The sequence below is a fragment of the Microbacterium sp. MYb54 genome, from assembly GCF_002979515.1.
Lineage (GTDB): Bacteria > Actinomycetota > Actinomycetes > Actinomycetales > Microbacteriaceae > Microbacterium.
On the sequence record NZ_PCPA01000012.1, the window covers coordinates 98,644 to 116,654 of the forward strand.

The following is an 18,011-nucleotide window of genomic DNA, read 5'->3' on the forward strand; positions in this document are numbered from 1 at the left end:
CAGACTGGAGGGATGAGCACAGGAGAGCGCGACACGATCGCTGAACCCACCGTCGAAGCGTCTGTCGAGAACGGCACCACGAACCGCAAGCAGCCCTTCCCCCAGGGCTTCCTCGACACCATCTCCACCGGCTGGGCCGAGCGTCCCGAGACGCTGCCGGCTCCGCGGGCGCAGGCCTCGTACGCCGCCGTCCGCCGGGCAGCGGTGTCCGCCGCCTTCCCCGGCAAGCGACTCGTGATCCCGGCCGGATCCCTCAAGCAGCGCAGCAACGACACCGACTACGTCTTCCGCGCGCACTCCGCGTTCGCACACCTCACCGGATGGGCATCGGATGCCGAGCCCGATTCGGTCCTCGTCTTCGCACCGACCGACGCCGGCCACGACATCACGCTCTTCTTCCGCGAGCGTGCGGACCGCACGACGACGGAGTTCTACGCCGATGCCACGGTCGGCGAGTTCTGGATCGGACCGCGTCCGTCCCTCGCCGGCGTCGCAGCCGACCTCGACATCGCGACCGCGCACCTGGACGAGCTCGAGGCCGTCCAGAGCGAGCTGGTGCTCGACGACGATGAGGCTCTCACCCGTTTCGTCTCCGAGCTGCGCCTGATCAAGGATGAGTTTGAGATCGCCGAGATGCGCCATGCCGTCGAGATCACGGCGAACGGCTTCGACGACATCATCCGCGAGCTTCCCGCCGCGACGGCTCACGCACGCGGTGAGCGCGTCGTCGAGGGTGTCTTCCACCGCCGCGCGCGCGAAGACGGCAACGGTGAAGGCTATGACACGATCGCGGCCTCTGGCCCGCACGCCTGCTACCTCCACTGGACGCGCAACGACGGCACGCTCGTCCCTGGCGACCTGATCCTGGTGGATGCGGGTGTCGAGGCCGACAGCCTGTACACCGCCGACATCACCCGCACCCTCCCCGTCTCCGGCACTTTCACCGAGGTGCAGCGTCGGGTCTACGAGACGGTGCGCGAGGCCGCTGACGCCGCGTTCGCCGCCGCCCGGATCGGAGTGCGCTTCCGCGACGTGCACGGCGCCGCCATGAAGGTCATCGCCGAGCGCACGGCCGAGTGGGGGCTGCTGCCCGTCAGCGCCGAAGAGGCTCTGGACGCCGACAAGGGCGGCCAGCACCGTCGGTACATGGTTCACGGCACCTCGCACCACCTCGGCATCGACGTGCACGACTGCGCCCAGGCCCGCCGTGAGATGTACTACGACGGCATCCTCGCACCGGGAATGGTGTTCACGATCGAGCCGGGACTGTACTTCCAGATCGACGACCTCACGGTGCCGGCCGAGCTTCGCGGCATCGGCGTGCGCATCGAAGACGACATCGTGATGACCGAGGACGGCCCCGTGAACCTCTCGGCCGGCATCCCCCGCACGGCCGACGAGGTCGAGGCGTGGATCGCCCGGTTGCAGGGCTGACGTCGTCGAATGCATGAGGGCGAGCTCGCGCTCGATACCGGGGTCGCGGCGCGCCTGATCGCCCGCCGCTTCCCCGAACTGCGCGGAGAGACGCTGCGACCGGTCCCCCTCACGGGGACCGTGAACAGGATCATCCGGGTGGGCGATGGACTCGTCGCCCGCTTCCCGCTGCTCGGGGCATCAGAGGTCGAACTCGAGAACGAGGTCGCCGCGCTCGATGAGTTCCGCTCGGCGAGCCCGTTTCCCGCACCGCGACCGTACGGCACCGCCGCACCTTCGGCAGAGTTCGCCGCAGCCTGGGCGGTCCAGACGTGGGTCGATGGCGAACCGGCCGACCCCGTGCGTTCGGCCGCGTCCGAGTCACTCGCCCGTGACCTGGCAGCCCTGATCCGTGCCCTGCGTGCCACCGACGTGCGCGGCCGCATGTTCGACGGGCACGGCAGGGGCGGGCACCTCGGCGACCACGACGAATGGGTCGCGGAGTGCCTGGCCAGGAGCGGACACCTTTTCGATGTGCCACATGCCGAAAGGCTCTGGGCGGCGCTGCGCGAAGTCGCTCCCGCCGACACCGCGGTGATGAGCCACCGTGACCTCACGCCGTTCAACCTCCTGGTCGCCGAGCACGAGGGCGACACCCGTCTGGCCGGGGTGCTCGACGGCGGGGGCTTCGGTCCTGCAGACCCCGCACTCGACCTCGTCGCCGCCTGGCACCTCTTCGACGCCCCGGCACGGAGCCTCATGCGTGATGGCCTGGCTGCCGGCGACGCCGAGTGGCAGCGCGGCGCCGCCTGGGCGCTCCAGCAGGCACTCGGACTGGGTTGGTACTACGAGGAGTCGAACCCGGCGATGAGCGCTCTGGGACTCTCCACCGTGCGGCGCCTGCTGGACGACGCCGACCTGTCGAACCTCGTCGACTGACCGCCCTCAGCCGGACGCGCCACCGAGGACGAACTCCGCCACGATCGGGGCGAGCGAGGCTCCGATCTGCTCGGCGGGAAGTTTACGTCCCTTCACCTCGAAGGTGTGTCCGCCGCCCTCGACCCAGACCACGCGCGCATCCTCACAGGTCGCGACCGCCTCTTCGAACTGCGAGATCGGCTGGATGAAGGGATCGTTCGTCCCCTCCACGAAGAGCTGCGGCACTGTGATGCCCGGCAGATGTTCGACGCGCGGCTTCTCAGGGCGTCCTGGCGGATGCAGCGGGTAGCCGAGGTAGACGAGCCCGTCGACACGCATGCCCTCGGCGACCGCCATCGACGCCATGCGTCCGCCGTACGACTTCCCGGTCGCCCACAGGGTCGCTGAGGGGGCGGACTCTCGTGCGAAGGCTGCGACGGCGTTCCAGGTCGCGATCGCGTGCGCAGCAGGTCCCGGCATCCGTCGCCCCTGCTCCACGTACGGAAAGTTGAAGCGCAGGGTCGAGAAGCCGCGGTCGGTCAGGGCATCGACGTAGCCCATGAGGAATGGGTGATCCTTCCCGGTGCCTGCACCATGAGCGACGATCACCGTCGCCCCGTTGTCACCGAGCCTCCAGTCGGCGGACACCGCGGTGGGCCCGTTCGGCAGCGCGACCTGGATCTCGACCATCAGGCGGAGGGAGCGGAGGTCCCCGTCATGCCCGTTCACCCTGGATGCCGTCGGCACCGGGGGCGGCATCCGGATCGACCGGTGTCACCGTCGACGGAACGGCGGTCCCCTCTGCGGCCGGACCCGGCTCGGGCGTCGCACCGGATTCCGGCTCAGCGACCGGGTCGGCCGGTCGCGGCGGGATCACGGGCTCTTCAGGAGCCGGAGCGGGCTCCGGAGCCGTAGCGCCTGGCGTGATCCGCTCGCCGTATCGCGGCGGCTCATCGAGGTTGACCGGCGGTCGCACCGGTGCGACCTTGTTCGCTCCGAGAACCTGACGCGCCTTGCCCAGCGATGTGGACAGGACCGTGACTTCGTAGTGGTCGGCGGCGAACTGCGTCACGCTGGCGAAGTCGCGGCGGCGGCGGACGATCGCGTAGGTGACGAGGCTCAAGAGCATCCCGACCGCGACGCCGATGAGGACGAAGCCGAGGAAGAGCTGGATCGGCACCTCGGGGTTGCCAAGCACGAGGATCGCGGCGAGGAACAGGCCGATAAGCACGCCGTTGATGGCCCCGGAGCGCGCGGCTGCCGCGTACCCCAACTTGCCGGTCACGCGTTCGACCGTGCGCACGCTCTGGCCGACGATGGCGATGTCGCGCGCCGGCACCTCCCCGGCGATCAGCTTCGAGACCGTCTTCTGCGCGCTCTCGTAGTCGCGCATCGACGCGACGATCTCGCCGGTGTCTGTGCCACTCGCGGGCCGGTTCAGCATGCTCATCCGGCTATTCTTCCACGCGCACCGTCGGACGGCCCGAGGCGCGACCATCCCGCCGGAGACCTGAGCCGCCGACTACTCTGGAGAAGTGAGCACACAACGGGTTTTCGCCGCGCGCCTGGCCGGGTGCGCCGTCTTCGATCCCGTCGGCGACCGGCTCGGTAAAGTCCGGGATGTCGTCGTCGTGTACCGAAGTACCGCGGCACCGCGTGTGATCGGCCTCGTCGTCGAGATTCCGGGACGACGACATGTGTTCCTCTCGATCGGTCGGGTCACCTCGATCCGCTCGGGCCAGGTCATCACCACCGGACTCATCAACGTGCGGCGCTTCTCGCCCCGGGCGGGTGAGGTACGAGTGCTGGCCGAGATGCTCGGCCGGCGCGTGAGCTTCGTCGACGACAGCGGCACCGCCGTGATCGAAGACGTCGCGATCGAGCCGAACCGCCTCGGCGAATGGGCCATCAGCCAGCTTTTCCTCCGCCGCCCGAAGACCAGCGCCTCCCCCTTCGCGAAGGGTCCGACGACGTTCGCCGCCTGGAGCGAGGTCACCGAGCAACGTGCACCCGGTGAATCGCAGTCGGCTGAGCAGCTCGTCGCCTCGTACTCCGAGCTGCACGCCGCCGACCTCGCCAACACGCTCCTCGACCTTCCGCAGCAGCGCATGATCGAGGTTGCCGAAGAACTGTCGGACGACCGCCTCGCCGACGCCCTCGAGGAGATGCCCGAAGACGAGCAGGTGCACATCCTCGACCGTCTCGGTGACGAGCGCGCGGCCGACATCCTCGACCAGATGGAACCGGACGATGCGGCCGACCTCCTCGCCCAGCTCGCCCCCGACCGCCTGGAGCAGCTCCTCGAGCTGATGGAACCGGAGGAGGCCGAAGACGTCAGGATGCTGCTGCGCTACGGCCCGGACACCGCCGGCGGTCTGATGACACCGGAGCCGATCATCCTGTCTGCCGACGCCACCGTGGCCGAGGCTCTGGCACTGATCCGCCGTCACGAGCTGCACCCGGCGCTGGCCGCCGCGGTGTTCGTCACGCTGCCGCCGTTCGAGACGCCGACCGGGCGCCTGCTCGGCCTCGTGCACTTCCAGCGCATGCTGCGCTACCCGCCGCACGAGCGCCTCGGAGCGATCCTCGACGACAGCCTCGAGCCGGTCCCCGTCACCGCGTCCGCGGCCGAGGTGGCACGACTCCTGGCGAGCTACGACCTCGTCTCGCTCCCGGTGATCGACGCGGCGCACCGGCTCGTCGGCGCGATCAGCATCGACGACGTGCTCGACTACCTCCTCCCCGACGACTGGCGTTCGCACGACAGTGACGACACCGCGCCCGCGGCGAAGGAGACGCGCTGATGCCCCGCTCTCCCCGCCTCGACGCACCAGGCCGCACCACGACAAGGCCAAGGGCGTCTTCCCGCGACCGCTTCGGGCGCTTCACGGAGTGGGTGGCCCGCGCGATGGGCACACCGACCTTCCTGCTCATGCTCAGTCTGTTCTGCGTGGCCTGGATCGTCTGGAACACCCTGGGCCCCGACGAGCTGCGCTTCGACGACGCCGCCCTCGGATTCACCGCCCTGACCCTCATGCTCTCCCTGCAGGCCTCTTATGCCGCGCCGCTGATCCTGCTCGCCCAGAACCGACAGGACGACCGCGACCGCGTGCAGATCGAGCAGGATCGCCAGCGCGCGGAACGCAACCTTGCTGACACCGAGTACCTCGCCCGGGAGATCGTGGCGCTGCGGATGGCGCTCGAGGAGCGCAATTCGCAGGCCGTCACGCGAGACGTTCTCCGACAGGAACTCAAGTCCCTTCTCGCCGAGCTCGAAGACGCGCCGGAGAAGCCTCGACCCGGCTCCGCCTCGTGACCGACGCGGAGCGCGTCCGTTCGGCCGTCGCCGCGGTGACGGATCCGGAACTGCGCCGCCCCATCGGCGACCTCGACATGGTCCGCGAGATCTCCGTCGAGGGCGAGCGCGCCCACGTCGGTATCGTCCTGACGATCGTCGGCTGCCCCGCGGCGGCGAAGATCGAGTCAGACGTGCGCAACGCCGCGGCCTCTGTTTCCGGCATCACGGAGGTCGTAGTCGAGGTCGGCGTGATGACGCCGACCGAGCGCAAGGCCCTCACCGAGAAGCTCCGCGAGGGCAGACCGGCACGGCACATGCCGTTCGGCCCTGATTCCCTCACCAGAGTGATCCTCGTCTCCAGCGGCAAGGGAGGCGTCGGCAAGTCGACGGTGACGGCCAACCTCGCCGTCGCCCTCGCCGACCGGGGGCTATCGGTCGGTCTCGTCGACGCAGACGTGCACGGATTCTCCATCCCCGGTCTCCTCGGCATCCCCGCCGGCACCCAGCCCACCCGTATCGACGATCTGATGCTGCCGCCGGTGGCGCACGGCGTGAAGACGATCTCGATCGGCATGTTCCTTCGCGACGGCGAGTCTGTGGTGGCGTGGCGCGGACCGATGCTGCACCGCACGGTCTCGCAGTTCCTCACCGACGTCTTCTTCGGAGACCTCGATGTGCTCCTGATCGACATGCCCCCGGGAACAGGCGACATCGCGATCTCGATCGGCCAGCTCCTCCCCCACGCGGAGGTGCTCGTCGTCACCACGCCGCAGACGGCCGCAGCTGAGGTCGCGATCCGAAGCGGCCTGGTCGCACGGCAGACGGGGCAGCGCGTGATCGGTGTCATCGAGAACATGGCGGCCTACACACTCCCCGACGGCACCGTCATCGACCTGTTCGGTTCCGGCGGCGGCGCTGCCGTCGCCGAGGCACTGTCCGAATCGGGGACCGCCGTGCCGCTGCTCGCCTCGATCCCGCTGAGCCCGGCGCTCCGCGAGGGCGGCGATGCCGGCATCCCGATCGTCTCCGGCGAGACGACGGATCTCGCCGCTGCGACGATCCGCGACATCGCCCGCACCCTCGCGCAGCAGGGCCGCGGCCTGTCCGGTCGTTCGCTGCCGATGTCGATCGGCTGAGCGCGCATGGGAGAATGAACCGTGCCGCCACGCTCCCTGACCGTCGATGAGAGTCTGCTGCGACGGATGGCGCGAGATGCCGCGATCTACTCGCTGACCCGCCCTGTCGCCCTCCTCATGTGGGTGGCCCTCGCCGCAGCTCTCGTGCTGAGCATCCTGAACCTCAGCGCACCCGTCGCGCCAGGGGAAGAGGGCCCGTTCGGTGCGGGTTGGATGCCGGTGCTCATCCTCGCGCTCGCGGCCTTCGCCATCGTGATGTCGGTGTCGGGCGCGCGAACGGCCGTCCGAATCGCGATGCCCGTCGAGACCGTGGTGTGGGTGTCGCTCGAAGATGACCGTCTGCAGATGGGGAGCGGCCGCCGGCGGTCGGAGATCCCGTACCGCACCTTCCAGAATCTGCGCGTGGGCAAGGATGCCGTGCTGCTGAAGCTGCGCGGCGCATCGGTCGCGACCGCGATCCCGCGCGCGCTGCTCACCGACGAGGACATCGCAGTGCTTCGATCGCGGATCATCTAAGCCTCGATGGATGTGGTCCAGGCCGCGTCCGCATCGCCGGCGCCGCGCGCTCGTCTCCGACGCGCAGCCAGCCTGCGGATCATGATCACCACGGGCAGCAGCACCGCCATCGGCGGGCAGAACACCGCGCCGAGTGCCAGCAGCGTACCCACGGCGTAGTCGCTGCCCCCGTTCCGGCCGAGACCGACGGAGCCGTTCCCGAACGCATCGCCCGCGAGCAGGAACTCACCCTCATACCTGTCGAGCGAGTCGACGCAGGTCACGGCGTGAAGACCCGCATCGATCGCGGCAAACTGCGAGCGCTGCTCGAACCCGCGCTTCGGAGTCATCCACCACAGCGTGTCGTCCCAGGAGAGGGAGGGGCCGGCTCGCTGTGGCAGCTCGCTGCCGTCCGGCGCCGTCACCGTGCACTCCATCGTCCCGAACGCTGCGGAGATCCCGCTCCCCCAGACACCGACCCGCTCGCCCGCGGAGAGTTCGAGCCTCACCGAGCGTCCGATCGGCATCGCGTCGGCATCGCCGACTGACGAAGCGATCGGGGTGACCCACAGAGTCCAGATCAGCACCCCCGCCAACGCGCACAGCGCGGAGAAGCCGAACGCCACGGCATCGCGATCGGCGAGCCGCCCTCGGCTCACGTGGCTTCGGGATCGAACGGCGGCCGGTTGGTGGCGCTGAACTCCTGCGGAACGGTACGGGGAGCGATCGGCTCGGCGATCGTCTCGCGTGCCTGCACCGGGGTGGCCGGCTGCGGCTCCTCCATCAGCGCATCACGGATGATCCGGCGCGGGTCATACTGACGCGGGTCGAGCTTGCGCCAGTCGACGTCGTCGATCTCCGGCCCCATCTCGTCGCGCACCCTCGACTTGGTGGCGCGGAGGTACTCGCCGGCCTTGCGAACCATGCGGGAGAAGCCCTCTGCTGCCCGCGGAAGACGCTCCGGACCGATGATCATGACCGCGATGAGGCCGATCAGCAGCATCTTCTCGAAGGTGAGCCCGAACGTCATCTGTACAGGCTACCGCCGCGCCTGCGGTCCCCGCACTCACGGAGCGAATACTCTGGAGAGGATCACAGGGGCAGGCAGGGAGAAACAGGCCATGAGCGAGCATGACGCGAACGCGCGTTTCCTGCGCGAGTCCATCGTGGAACCGGACGCCATCACCCGAGCCCGTGCGCATGCCGTCGAGCTGGGCGCGATGCCGATCAGCGCCGTCGTCGGCTCTCAGATCGCAGTGCTCGCCGCCGCGACCGGTGCCCGCTCCATCGTCGAGATCGGGACAGGCGCCGGAGTCTCCGGCCTCTGGTTGCTGCGTGGCGCGCCTCAGGCCGTGCTCACCTCGATCGACAACGAGCCTGAGCATCTCGCCGCCGCGCGGCAGGCCTTCTCCGACGCGAAGGTGCCGTCGACCAAGGCCCGATTCATCACGGGACGCGCCATCGACGTGCTTCCACGCATGAACGAGGCCTCTTACGACATCGTGCTGGTCGACGCCGACCCCGAGCACGTCATCGAGTATGTCGAGCACGGGCTGCGTCTGGCTCGCACCGGCGGACTGGTGCTGGTGCCTCGCGTCCTCGCCGGCGGCCGCGTCGCCGATCCCGTGCAGCGCGACGAGGTCACCTCCGCCTACCGCTCTCTCGTGCAGGAGACCCAGGAGTCCTCGGCCGTGCTGGCCACTCTCTCCCCCGCCGGTGAAGGCCTGCTGCAGCTGATCAGCCTCGCCGAGCGCGACTGACCGCAGAGGTACCGAACGCACAGAAAAAGGCGGTGGATCCGGGGATCCACCGCCTTTTCGGATCCGCAGATGCGGATCCCAGGTCGATCAGGCCGGCGTCACGACGGCGGCAAGCACGTCGTGAAGCTCCTTGGCCTCGGCGTCGTTCACGGAGACGACCAGGCGGCCGCCGCCTTCGAGTGGAACGCGCACGATGATGAGTCGTCCTTCTTTCACGGCTTCCATAGGTCCGTCTCCGGTCCTCGGCTTCATCGCTGCCATCGTGGCTCCCTTTCCTCCGGTGGTATGGGATGAGTTTATCGGGTGTCACCGGGACCTGGAGGTCACAGAGCAACAATTGGGTCGAGCTTCGCGTTCAGGGCACCTGCCAGAACGTGCTTCCGAGCGCATACACGTGGTAGATCCAGAGCCACTGCCCCACGAGACACGAGGCCAGGATCCCGACCCGCCAGAGGCGGGATCGGGGAACCGCGACCGCACCCCACAACGGGCTGAGCGGCAGGAGCAGGCGGAAGGTGCTCGACTGCGGGAAGAAGACGGCGAGCAGATACAGCAGGTAGCTCGCGCTCCACAGGCGGAGATCCGAGCCGAGCGCCCGCACCTGTGGGGCGTACAGCAGAGCCGCCGCAGCTCCGATGACCAGGAGCACCAGCGCGATGGGCCCCCACCATTGCGGCATTCCCCAGAGCGTGAACCAGAACTGCGAGGCCTGGATCCAGCCCTCGAACGGCAGGAATCCGCCGACACCACCCGTGATCCAGTGCTGACGCCAGGCGAGTTCGGTCGCGAGATAGGCCCCGGGGTCGCCCGTCACGATCCCGGCGATCACCTGCCACGCGAATCCTGCTGCGCTCGCCAGCGCCCCGAGTGCGAGGATGTGCGCGATCTCACGCCCGGTGAGCGGGTCTTCCTTGCGGTGCAGCCAGCGCAGCACGCCGTGCAGGCCGAGATACAGGGCGAACGCGAGGACACCAGGACGCGTGAACGCCATCACCGGGATGAGGACGTAGAGCCACGCGTAGTTCCGCCTCGTCGTCGCATCGAGGGCGAGGAACAGCAGCAACAGGAACAGGGTCTCCGCGTAGCCCACCTGGAACATCGCCGCGATCGGCCCCGCCGCGAAGAACACCACCGCCCACATCGCCGCGGAGCTCCCGATGCGATCACGAAGCAGCCGGTGAAGCGCGAGGCAGGCCAGGTACCCTGCCACCAGCGACAGCAGGAACGCGCCGGCGCCCCATGACCCCAGCAGGAACCCGAGCACCTTCGCCGCATATGCGAACACCGGCATGAACGCCCAGGCGTTCTCGGCCACATCGCCGGAGTCCGTCAGCGGAAGCTCGGTCGGGTATCCGTTCTCGGCGACCAGCCAGTACCACTGCGCGTCCCAGCCGAGAACGAAGTCGGCGAGCCCCGCACCTGCCCCGAAGCGAGAGGCGGCGGTCGACAGCGATGCCGCCACGAGCAGGAACACGGTGGTGATCAGTCGAGCGACGAGGTAGATGACTCCGATGCGGACGGCGACCGGCATCCGCGCCCAGCGACGGGCTGTGCTCAGAGCGAAGTGAGCCATGCGCGCAGGCCCCGCTCGACGGCGTCGATCTGCGCGAGCGGCACGCGCTCCTCGTCGTGATGAGCGAGATGCGGGTCGCCAGGACCGTAGTTCACAGCCGGGATGCCGAGGGCCGAGAAGCGGGCGACATCGGTCCAGCCGTACTTCGGCCGCGGCTCTGCGCCCACCGCCGCCACGAACTGCTTCGCGATCTCGGCATCGAGCCCTGGGCGTGCCCCCTCGGCCGCATCCGTGATCTCGATGTCGAAGCCGGCCAGGACACCGCGAAGGTGGGCCTCGGCGTCGGCGGCCGACTTGTTGGGGGCGAACCGGTAGTTGACCTCGACCTCGCAGGCGTCCGGGATGACGTTCCCCGCGACTCCCCCGGTGATGCGCACGGCGCTCAGGCTCTCGCGGTACAACAGCCCTTCGACCAGCACCTCCTTGGCGCGGTACTCGGCCAGCCGGGTGAGGATCGGCGCCGCACGGTGGATCGCGTTCTCGCCGATCCAGGCGCGCGCGCTGTGCGCGCGCACGCCGGTCGTGCGCACGATCGCCCGAAGCGTGCCGTTGCATCCCCCCTCGACCTCGCCGTTCGAGGGCTCGCCGAGGATCGCGAAGTCGGCCTGGAACAGGTCGGGACGCACGGCCGCGAGCAGACCGAGGCCGTTCTTCGACGCCTCGATCTCCTCGTTGTCGTACCACATCCAGGTGATGTCGATCGCGGGGTCGGTGAGCTCTGCTGCGAGCTTCAGCTGCACCGCGGTGCCTGCTTTCATGTCGACCGTTCCGCGCCCCCAGAGGCAGGGGACGCCGTCGATCTCGATGTCGCGGGTGGGTAGATTCGCGTTGATCGGCACGGTGTCGATGTGCCCGGCGATCGCGACCCGCTGCGTGCGACCCAGATCGGTGCGGGCGACGATGGTATTCCCGTGCCGGAAGACCTCGAGGTGGGTCAGCGGGGATATCGCCGCCTCGATCGCATCGGCCAGCGTCTTCTCGTCGCCGGAGACGCTCGGGATGTCGCAGATCGCACGGGTGAGGTCGACGGAGGACGCGGTCAGATCGAGCACCATGGGTCAAGCCTACTTACCCCGTCATGCGTGAGGTGGCCGCGCCCCGGGAGCGCTAGCGTGGAGGGATGAGCGACGCACGCACGGTATGGGCCATCGGACTGACCACGATCGCCGGAGACGGCACGGTTCTCGATGCGTGGTACCCCGAGGTCCGCACCGGCGAGCTGGCCACGGACGAGGCGGCGCTGGCCGAGCTCGCACCCCTCGCCGGTCGTGACGAACAGCGCAACGTCAGCATCGAGGTTGTCCAGCTGCAGATCGACCTCGACGCGGCCCCCACCTCGACCGCGGACGCCTACCTTCGCCTGCACGCACTCTCCCACCTCGTGGTGCGCCCCAACGAGCTGAACCTCGACGGCATCTTCGGGCACCTGCCGAACGTCGCCTGGACCAACGCCGGTCCTGTGCTGCCCGCCGACGCAGCCCGTCTGCGGCCGCTCCTGCAGCGCGCCGGCATCCAGGTGCAGGGGCTCGACAAGTTCCCCCGTCTGACCGACTACGTGCAGCCGTCCGGCGTGCGGATCGCAGACGCCTCCCGCGTCAGACTGGGCGCCTACCTCTCCCCCGGAACGACGGTCATGCACGAGGGGTTCGTGAACTTCAACGCCGGAACGCTGGGTGCGTCGATGGTCGAGGGCCGCATCTCGCAGGGTGTCGTCGTCGGCGACGGCAGCGACATCGGCGGCGGATCCTCGATCATGGGCACGCTCTCGGGTGGCGGCACGCATCGAGTGTCGATCGGCGCGCGCACCCTGCTCGGGGCGAACGCCGGAATCGGCATCTCGCTCGGCGACGACTGTGTCGTCGAAGCGGGCCTCTACGTGACCGCCGGCACCAAGATCGTCCTGATCGACGGCCCTGTGACCGCTGACGGCGGGCGCAAGACCGTGAAGGGTGCAGAACTCTCCGGCCAAGATGGACTGCTCTTCCGCCGCAACTCCCTCAGCGGTGCCGTCGAGGCCGTTCGCCGCGCCGGTGTGGGCGTGACCTTGAATGAGGCCCTGCACGCCTGAGGGCGAGGCCTGAACGACATCTGAGCACCTGCGCCGGAAGCCGACGACCCGCGCAGGAGGCGGCATGCAGCCGACGGCATGCGTGCCCTGGTAGACTGACCCTGTTGCCTGGACCGCCGGTCCGACAACATCGTCGTCGTCACGGGGTCTCCGAGGACCGAAGCGAGCGGAACTGCTCCCACCACCAGCTATAGCTGGCCTTTCGAACGGCGAACCGATGCGCAATTCCTGCGCCGTCGCCCACCTCACCCCTTATCTTGCGCCGTTCACTCGTGCGCTGACGGAGTTTCTGCATGTCTACTTTCCTTGAACTCGGCGTTCCCGCCGAGCTCGCCGCTGTTCTCGCCGATTCCGGCAAGACCGAGGCGTTCGCCATCCAGCGCGACACTCTTCCCGACTCCCTCGCGGGTCGCGACCTCCTGGGCCGCGGACGCACGGGCAGCGGCAAGACCATCGCCTTCGCCCTGCCGCTCGTCGCGCGTCTCGCCGCTTCCGGCGGCCAGCGCCGCGCCGGCCTCCCGCGCGGACTCGTCCTCGCCCCCACCCGTGAACTCGCGACGCAGATCGCCGCGACCATCGCGCCTCTCGCCGAGGCCGCGGGCCTGCGGGTCACGACCGTCTTCGGCGGCGTCAGCCAGCGCCCGCAGGAGCAGGCGCTGCGCGGCGGCGTCGACATCGTCGTCGCCTGCCCCGGCCGGCTCGAAGACCTCATGAAGCAGCAGGTCGTGCGCCTCAGCGCGATCGAGGTCACCGTGCTCGACGAGGCCGACCACATGGCCGACCTCGGCTTCCTGCCCGGCGTCACCCGCATCCTCACGGCGACTCCCGCCGGCGGCCAGCGCCTGCTGTTCAGCGCGACCCTCGACCGCGGCATCGACACCCTCGCCCGCCGCTTCCTCTCGAACGCCGTCAGCCACGAGGTCGACGAAGAGAGCGTGCCGGTCGGCGAGATGACGCACCGCGTGCTGGTCGTGGACTCCCCCGACAACAAGACCGCCCTCGTGCGCGAGCTCGCGTCGGGCACCGGACGTCGAATCCTCTTCACCCGCACCAAGCACCAGGCGAAGAAGCTTGCGAAGCAGCTCACAGCCGCCGGCATCCCTGCCGTCGACCTGCACGGCAACCTCTCGCAGAACGCCCGTGAGCGCAACCTCGGCGCCTTCTCCGCCGCCCCCGAAGACGGCGGAGTGCGCGTTCTCGTGGCGACGGATGTCGCGGCCCGCGGAGTGCACGTCGACAACGTCGACCTCGTCGTCCACGTCGACCCGCCCGTCGAGCACAAGGCATACCTGCACCGTTCAGGCCGTACGGCTCGCGCCGGCGCTGCCGGCACCGTCGTGACGGTCGTGCTCCCCGAGCAGCGCCGTGACGTCAAGGACCTTCTGCGCAAGGCCGCGATCAGTGCTCCCCTGGAAGACGTGACGACCGCTGCTATCACCGCTCTGGTTCCCGAGCGCGCACCGCACGTGCGCCCGGCCCCGGTGCAGGCACAGCAGCAGCAGCGCCCTTCCTCGAAGCAGCGTCCTTCCGGCGGCGAGAAGAGCGGTGCGGCCAACCCGCCCTCGCGTCGCAGCCGTCGCCCCCGCTCCGGCGGTGCAGGCAGCGGAGCGGGCGGGAGCTACTCCACCCAGAGCGGTGGCCAGTCCCGCCAGGGCGGCCAGTCCCGTCAGGGCGGCCGCAGCTCGCAGGGCCGCTGAATCCATCTGAGCCCGATGCCTGTCTGAACTCAGAAGATATCGACGCAGCGCCCCCGCCATGCATCTCGCATGACGGGGGCGCTGTGCGTTCCGGCAGTTGGTGAGGGTCTAGGCGGGCACCCCGGCCACGGACCGCTCCGGCTCACCCTCAGCGCTCGCTGCTTCTCCCGCCGTGGGACGCAGCCGGCGGATTCCCGAGGGAAGCGCGATGGAGATCACGGCCGCCAGCGCGAGCACTCCTGCACCTACCCAGATCGCGGGGATCGCTGCGTCCACGTAACCGGTCGGGGTGAGCGTGCCGCCCGCGCCGACGAACACCGCTGTCAGCACCGCGACGCCGAGAGCGACGCCGATCTCGCGCAGCGTGGAGTTGGTGCCGGAGGCCTTGGCCTGATCGTCCGGCTGCATGTTGACCAGCACCGCCGTCGAGCTCGGCGCGAAGACGAGCCCCATGCCGATCCCCGCCAGCAGGAAGGGCGGCCACATCGCGGCATACTCGAGGGTGGCGGAGAGCGTGAGCGCGATCCAGCTGAGCGCGACGGCGAGCATGGTCAGGCCGAGGAGGATCGGGAGACGCGTTCCGGTACGCGGCGACAGCATCCCGGTGAGCGGCGCCACGATCATGGGCGCCAGCGTCCACGGCATCGTCATGATGCCCGCCTCGAGCGGCGTGTGCCCCTGAACCACCTGAAGGAACTGGATCAGGATGAACACCGCGCCGAAGATCCCGAAGCTGAAGGTCACACCCACGAGGTTCGCCACCGTGAAGCTGCGGTCGCGGAACAGCCGCAGCGGCAGCAGCGGGTGAGCGGTGCGCCCCTCCCAGACGACGAATGCCACGAGCAGCAGCGCACCGGCGACCAAGGAGCCGACCACCTCGAGGCTGTCCCAGCCCGCGTCGTTGCCGCGCACGATTCCGTACACGACACCCAGCACACCGGGGCCGGCCAGCAGCAGGCCCACCAGGTCGGCTCGCACTCGAGCGCCGAAGCTGTTGGGGAGAGCGACCAGGATGAGCGGCACGGCGAGGATGCCGACCGGGACGTTGAGCCAGAAGATCGTCTGCCAGTTCCATCCCTCGATCACCGCTCCTCCGATGAGCGGTCCGGTGGCGACCCCGAGCCCTGCGACACCTCCCCAGATGCCGATCGCGGCAGGGCGCAGGCGCTCGGAGACACTGCCGACGAGCAGGGTGAGCGAGAGGGGCATGAGGGCCGCCGCACCGACACCCTGGATCGCGCGCGCGAGGATCAGGATCGACGGTTCGGTCGCGAGCGCCGCGCCGGCGGAGGCGAGCGTGAACACGGCGATGCCCGCCAGGAACACCGTACGGCGACCGAAACGGTCCCCGAGGCCCACGGCGAGCAGCATGAAGGTGGCGAAGCTCAGCGTGTAGGCGTTGATGACCCACTGCAGCTCTTCGATGGATGCGCCGAGCTCGCGTGAGATGACAGGGAGCGCGCCGGTGACGACGAGATTGTCGAGCGTCGCCATGAACATCGGCAGCGAGGCTGCGACGATCGTCAACCAGACGGGCAGACGTCGGGCGGATGAGGTCATGAGAATCCCTTGTTGTTATTGAATGATTACTTACCTCCGAAGAGTAGTAATCAACTGATAACCTGTCAAGCGTGTACGAGAAGCAGAGCGAACGCATCCCCGCCGCCGAGCGTCGCGAGCAGATCCTCGCCGCGGCGAGCCTGGTGTTCGGCGAACGCGGCTACTTCGGCGCCACCACCGACCAGATCGCCAAAGCGGCGGGCATCAGTCAGCCCTATGTCGTCCGGATGTTCGGCACGAAGGAGACACTGTTCGTCGAGGTTCTGGCGCGGGCGAGCGGAAAGCTTCTCGACACCTTCGCCGCCGTGATCGCAGAGTGGAAGAGCGTCTCGGGGTCCCCCGACCGGGAGCTGGGTCGTCGACTCGGCTCCGCCTACGTGAACCTCGTCGAGGACCGAGGCATCCTGCTCTCACTCATGCAGGCGTTCAGCATGGGCCACGATGCCGTCATCGGCGAACGCGCCCGCACGGACTTCCTCAAGATCTATCGGATGCTGCGCGATGACGCCGGCTTCACTCCGGAGGAGGTGCGCACGTTCCTCGCCGAGGGGATGCTGCTCAACACCCTGCTCGGCCTACGCCTCCCGGAGCAGTACGGCACGGATGAAGCGACGACAGAACTGCTGGAGTGCACGTTCCAGACCAAGCTGCAGCTCGTGCTCGACGTGGTCGGCGAAGACGCCAAAGAGCCGGCGACGGCGTGAGGAACGCGTCGACGCCCCTCCCCTAGCGGGTCGGGAAAGACCGCTCCGGCGATCCCGTGTACAGCTGCTGCGGGCGGCCGATCTTGGTCTGCGGGTCGAGCTGCAGCTCACGCCACTGTGCCAGCCAGCCAGGCAGACGACCGATCGCGAACAGCACCGTGAACATGCGCGTGGGGAACCCCATGGCCTTGTAGATCACGCCGGTGTAGAAGTCGACGTTCGGGTACAGGCGACGCTCACGGAAGTAGTCGTCGGCGAGGGCGAGCTCCTCGAGCTCCTTGGCGAGGTCGAGCAGCGGATCGGTGACACCCAGCGAGGAGAGCACCTCGTCGGCTGCTTCCTTGACGAGCTTGGCGCGAGGGTCATAGTTCTTGTAGACCCGGTGCCCGAAGCCCATCAGCTTCACGCCCTCTTCTTTGTTCTTCACCCGCTCGACGAAGCGCGAGACGCTCTGTCCGGAGTCGCGGATCTGACCGAGCATCGTCAGCACAGCCTCGTTCGCGCCACCGTGCAGCGGGCCGGACAGGGCCTGGATGCCGGCAGAGACGGACGCGAACTGGTTCGCGCCGGTGGAACCCACCAGACGCACAGTCGAGGTCGAAGCGTTCTGCTCGTGGTCTTCATGCAGGATGAGGAGCAGCTCGAGAGCCTTCGACATCACCGGGTTGACCTCGTACTCCTCGCTGTGCACGCCGAAGTTCAGCTTGAGGAAGTTGTCCACGAAGCTCAGCGAGTTGTCCGGGTAGAGGAAGGCCTGACCGACGCTCTTCTTGTGCGCGTAGGCCGCGATCACGGGAAGCTTGGCGAGCATGCGGATCATGTTCAGCTCGACATGCTCGGGGTTGTGCGGGTCGGTCTGACCCTCGTAGTACGTGGAGAGGGCTGCGACAGCGGAAGAGAGCACCGACATCGGGTGCGCCGTGTGCGGCAGCGCCGAGAAGAACCGCTTGAGATCTTCGTGCAGCAGCGTGTGGCGACGGATCTTCTCGTCGAAGTCTGCGAGCTCGGAAGCCGAAGGCAGCTCGCCGTAGATCAGGAGCCAGGCCACCTCGAGGTAGCTGGTGGAGCCCGCGAGCTGGTCGATCGGGTAGCCGCGATAACGCAGGATGCCCTTGTCGCCGTCGATGAATGTGATCTCGGACTTCGTGGAGGCCGTGTTGACGAATCCGTAGTCGAGCCCCGTGTAGCCCGTCTGGCGAGTCAGCGTCGAGAAATCGATGCTGTCGTGCCCAGCCGTGCCGCGGAGCACCGGGAATTCAGCGGTGGTGTCGCCGATCGTCAGCTTCGCCGTCTGGTCTGCCGCTGCACTCACGCGGACCTCCTCGTAGTGTCCGCACCCGCTCGTCGCGGTGGTGTCGAACAAGATCTTGATCAAGCCTGAACTGGCGA

General features: G+C 68.6%; 19 protein-coding genes. 10 read left to right on the plus strand and 9 right to left on the minus strand.

What is annotated here, in order from left to right:
- Positions 1-12: 12 nt before the first annotated feature.
- Entirely contained in the window at positions 13-1,434 is a 1,422-nt protein-coding gene (locus CQ040_RS13795; RefSeq protein WP_105526918.1) for an aminopeptidase P family protein, read from the plus strand.
- Positions 1,435-1,443: 9 nt separating this feature from the next.
- On the plus strand, positions 1,444-2,352 hold the full coding sequence (locus tag CQ040_RS13800; RefSeq protein ID WP_105526919.1) for a phosphotransferase: 909 nt from the start codon (positions 1,444-1,446) through the stop codon (positions 2,350-2,352).
- A gap of 6 nt (positions 2,353-2,358) precedes the next feature.
- Here the strand turns inward: CQ040_RS13800 and CQ040_RS13805 are convergent, their stop codons facing one another.
- On the minus strand, positions 2,359-3,021 hold the full coding sequence (locus CQ040_RS13805) for an alpha/beta family hydrolase (RefSeq protein WP_146113887.1): 663 nt from the start codon (positions 3,019-3,021) through the stop codon (positions 2,359-2,361).
- Positions 3,022-3,046: 25 nt separating this feature from the next.
- Complete coding sequence (locus CQ040_RS13810; protein ID WP_105526920.1) at positions 3,047-3,781, minus strand: general stress protein; 735 nt, start codon at positions 3,779-3,781, stop codon at positions 3,047-3,049.
- An 85-nt stretch (positions 3,782-3,866) separates the two neighbouring features.
- On the opposite strand from CQ040_RS13810, the gene CQ040_RS13815 reads away from it, so the two are divergent.
- From CQ040_RS13815 to CQ040_RS13830, 4 genes are read left to right on the plus strand one after another with little or no spacing between them, the layout of a single operon-like run.
- Entirely contained in the window at positions 3,867-5,135 is a 1,269-nt protein-coding gene (locus tag CQ040_RS13815; protein WP_105526921.1) for a magnesium transporter MgtE N-terminal domain-containing protein, read from the plus strand.
- The gene (locus CQ040_RS13820; protein WP_105526922.1) at positions 5,135-5,647 is read left to right on the plus strand and encodes a DUF1003 domain-containing protein; all 513 of its coding nucleotides are present in this window, start codon (positions 5,135-5,137) and stop codon (positions 5,645-5,647) included. Before CQ040_RS13815 ends, CQ040_RS13820 begins: the two co-directional genes overlap by 1 nt.
- Positions 5,644-6,765: an Mrp/NBP35 family ATP-binding protein gene (locus CQ040_RS13825; RefSeq protein ID WP_105526923.1), complete on the plus strand. Its 1,122-nt coding sequence runs from the start codon at positions 5,644-5,646 to the stop codon at positions 6,763-6,765. Before CQ040_RS13820 ends, CQ040_RS13825 begins: the two co-directional genes overlap by 4 nt.
- A gap of 21 nt (positions 6,766-6,786) precedes the next feature.
- The gene (locus CQ040_RS13830; protein WP_105526924.1) at positions 6,787-7,281 is read left to right on the plus strand and encodes a YcxB family protein; all 495 of its coding nucleotides are present in this window, start codon (positions 6,787-6,789) and stop codon (positions 7,279-7,281) included.
- Here CQ040_RS13830 and CQ040_RS13835 read toward each other — a convergent pair.
- Together CQ040_RS13835 and CQ040_RS13840 are read right to left on the minus strand one after the other, a co-directional pair.
- Positions 7,278-7,919, minus strand: coding sequence for a hypothetical protein (locus CQ040_RS13835; RefSeq protein WP_105526925.1), 642 nt, complete (start codon positions 7,917-7,919; stop codon positions 7,278-7,280). The two genes, CQ040_RS13830 and CQ040_RS13835, sit on opposite strands and share 4 nt — an antisense overlap.
- Positions 7,916-8,290 (minus strand): Sec-independent protein translocase TatB, encoded by a 375-nt coding sequence (locus CQ040_RS13840; RefSeq protein ID WP_105526926.1) that lies wholly within the window; start codon positions 8,288-8,290, stop codon positions 7,916-7,918. Before CQ040_RS13840 ends, CQ040_RS13835 begins: the two co-directional genes overlap by 4 nt.
- A 91-nt stretch (positions 8,291-8,381) precedes the next feature.
- Between CQ040_RS13840 and CQ040_RS13845 the strand changes: the two genes are divergently transcribed.
- Positions 8,382-9,020 (plus strand): O-methyltransferase, encoded by a 639-nt coding sequence (locus CQ040_RS13845; protein ID WP_028503632.1) that lies wholly within the window; start codon positions 8,382-8,384, stop codon positions 9,018-9,020.
- An 87-nt stretch (positions 9,021-9,107) separates the two neighbouring features.
- On the opposite strand, the gene CQ040_RS13850 is transcribed toward CQ040_RS13845, so the two are convergent.
- The 3 genes from CQ040_RS13850 to dapE form a co-directional block, all read right to left on the minus strand.
- On the minus strand, positions 9,108-9,281 hold the full coding sequence (locus CQ040_RS13850) for a DUF3117 domain-containing protein (protein WP_067122349.1): 174 nt from the start codon (positions 9,279-9,281) through the stop codon (positions 9,108-9,110).
- 94 nt (positions 9,282-9,375) lie between these two features.
- Positions 9,376-10,593: a hypothetical protein gene (locus tag CQ040_RS13855; protein WP_105526927.1), complete on the minus strand. Its 1,218-nt coding sequence runs from the start codon at positions 10,591-10,593 to the stop codon at positions 9,376-9,378.
- A complete protein-coding gene (gene dapE / locus CQ040_RS13860; protein WP_105526928.1) occupies positions 10,575-11,648 on the minus strand; it encodes a succinyl-diaminopimelate desuccinylase in 1,074 nt (357 codons plus the stop codon). Before dapE ends, CQ040_RS13855 begins: the two co-directional genes overlap by 19 nt.
- A gap of 65 nt (positions 11,649-11,713) precedes the next feature.
- Between dapE and dapD the strand changes: the two genes are divergently transcribed.
- Both dapD and CQ040_RS13870 read left to right on the plus strand, forming a co-directional pair.
- Complete coding sequence (gene dapD, locus CQ040_RS13865; RefSeq protein WP_105526929.1) at positions 11,714-12,661, plus strand: 2,3,4,5-tetrahydropyridine-2,6-dicarboxylate N-succinyltransferase; 948 nt, start codon at positions 11,714-11,716, stop codon at positions 12,659-12,661.
- A gap of 293 nt (positions 12,662-12,954) precedes the next feature.
- Positions 12,955-14,358 (plus strand): DEAD/DEAH box helicase, encoded by a 1,404-nt coding sequence (locus CQ040_RS13870; protein ID WP_105526930.1) that lies wholly within the window; start codon positions 12,955-12,957, stop codon positions 14,356-14,358.
- Positions 14,359-14,466: 108 nt separating this feature from the next.
- Here CQ040_RS13870 and CQ040_RS13875 read toward each other — a convergent pair whose 3' ends face one another.
- The gene (locus CQ040_RS13875; RefSeq protein ID WP_105526931.1) at positions 14,467-15,918 is read right to left on the minus strand and encodes a DHA2 family efflux MFS transporter permease subunit; all 1,452 of its coding nucleotides are present in this window, start codon (positions 15,916-15,918) and stop codon (positions 14,467-14,469) included.
- 71 nt (positions 15,919-15,989) lie between these two features.
- On the opposite strand from CQ040_RS13875, the gene CQ040_RS13880 reads away from it, so the two are divergent.
- Positions 15,990-16,622 carry a TetR/AcrR family transcriptional regulator gene (locus tag CQ040_RS13880; protein WP_105526932.1) on the plus strand — a complete coding sequence of 211 codons (633 nt, stop codon included), beginning with the start codon at positions 15,990-15,992 and terminating at the stop codon, positions 16,620-16,622.
- A gap of 22 nt (positions 16,623-16,644) precedes the next feature.
- On the opposite strand, the gene CQ040_RS13885 is transcribed toward CQ040_RS13880, so the two are convergent.
- Positions 16,645-17,934 (minus strand): citrate synthase, encoded by a 1,290-nt coding sequence (locus tag CQ040_RS13885; protein ID WP_051251273.1) that lies wholly within the window; start codon positions 17,932-17,934, stop codon positions 16,645-16,647.
- Positions 17,935-18,011 lie beyond the last annotated feature (77 nt).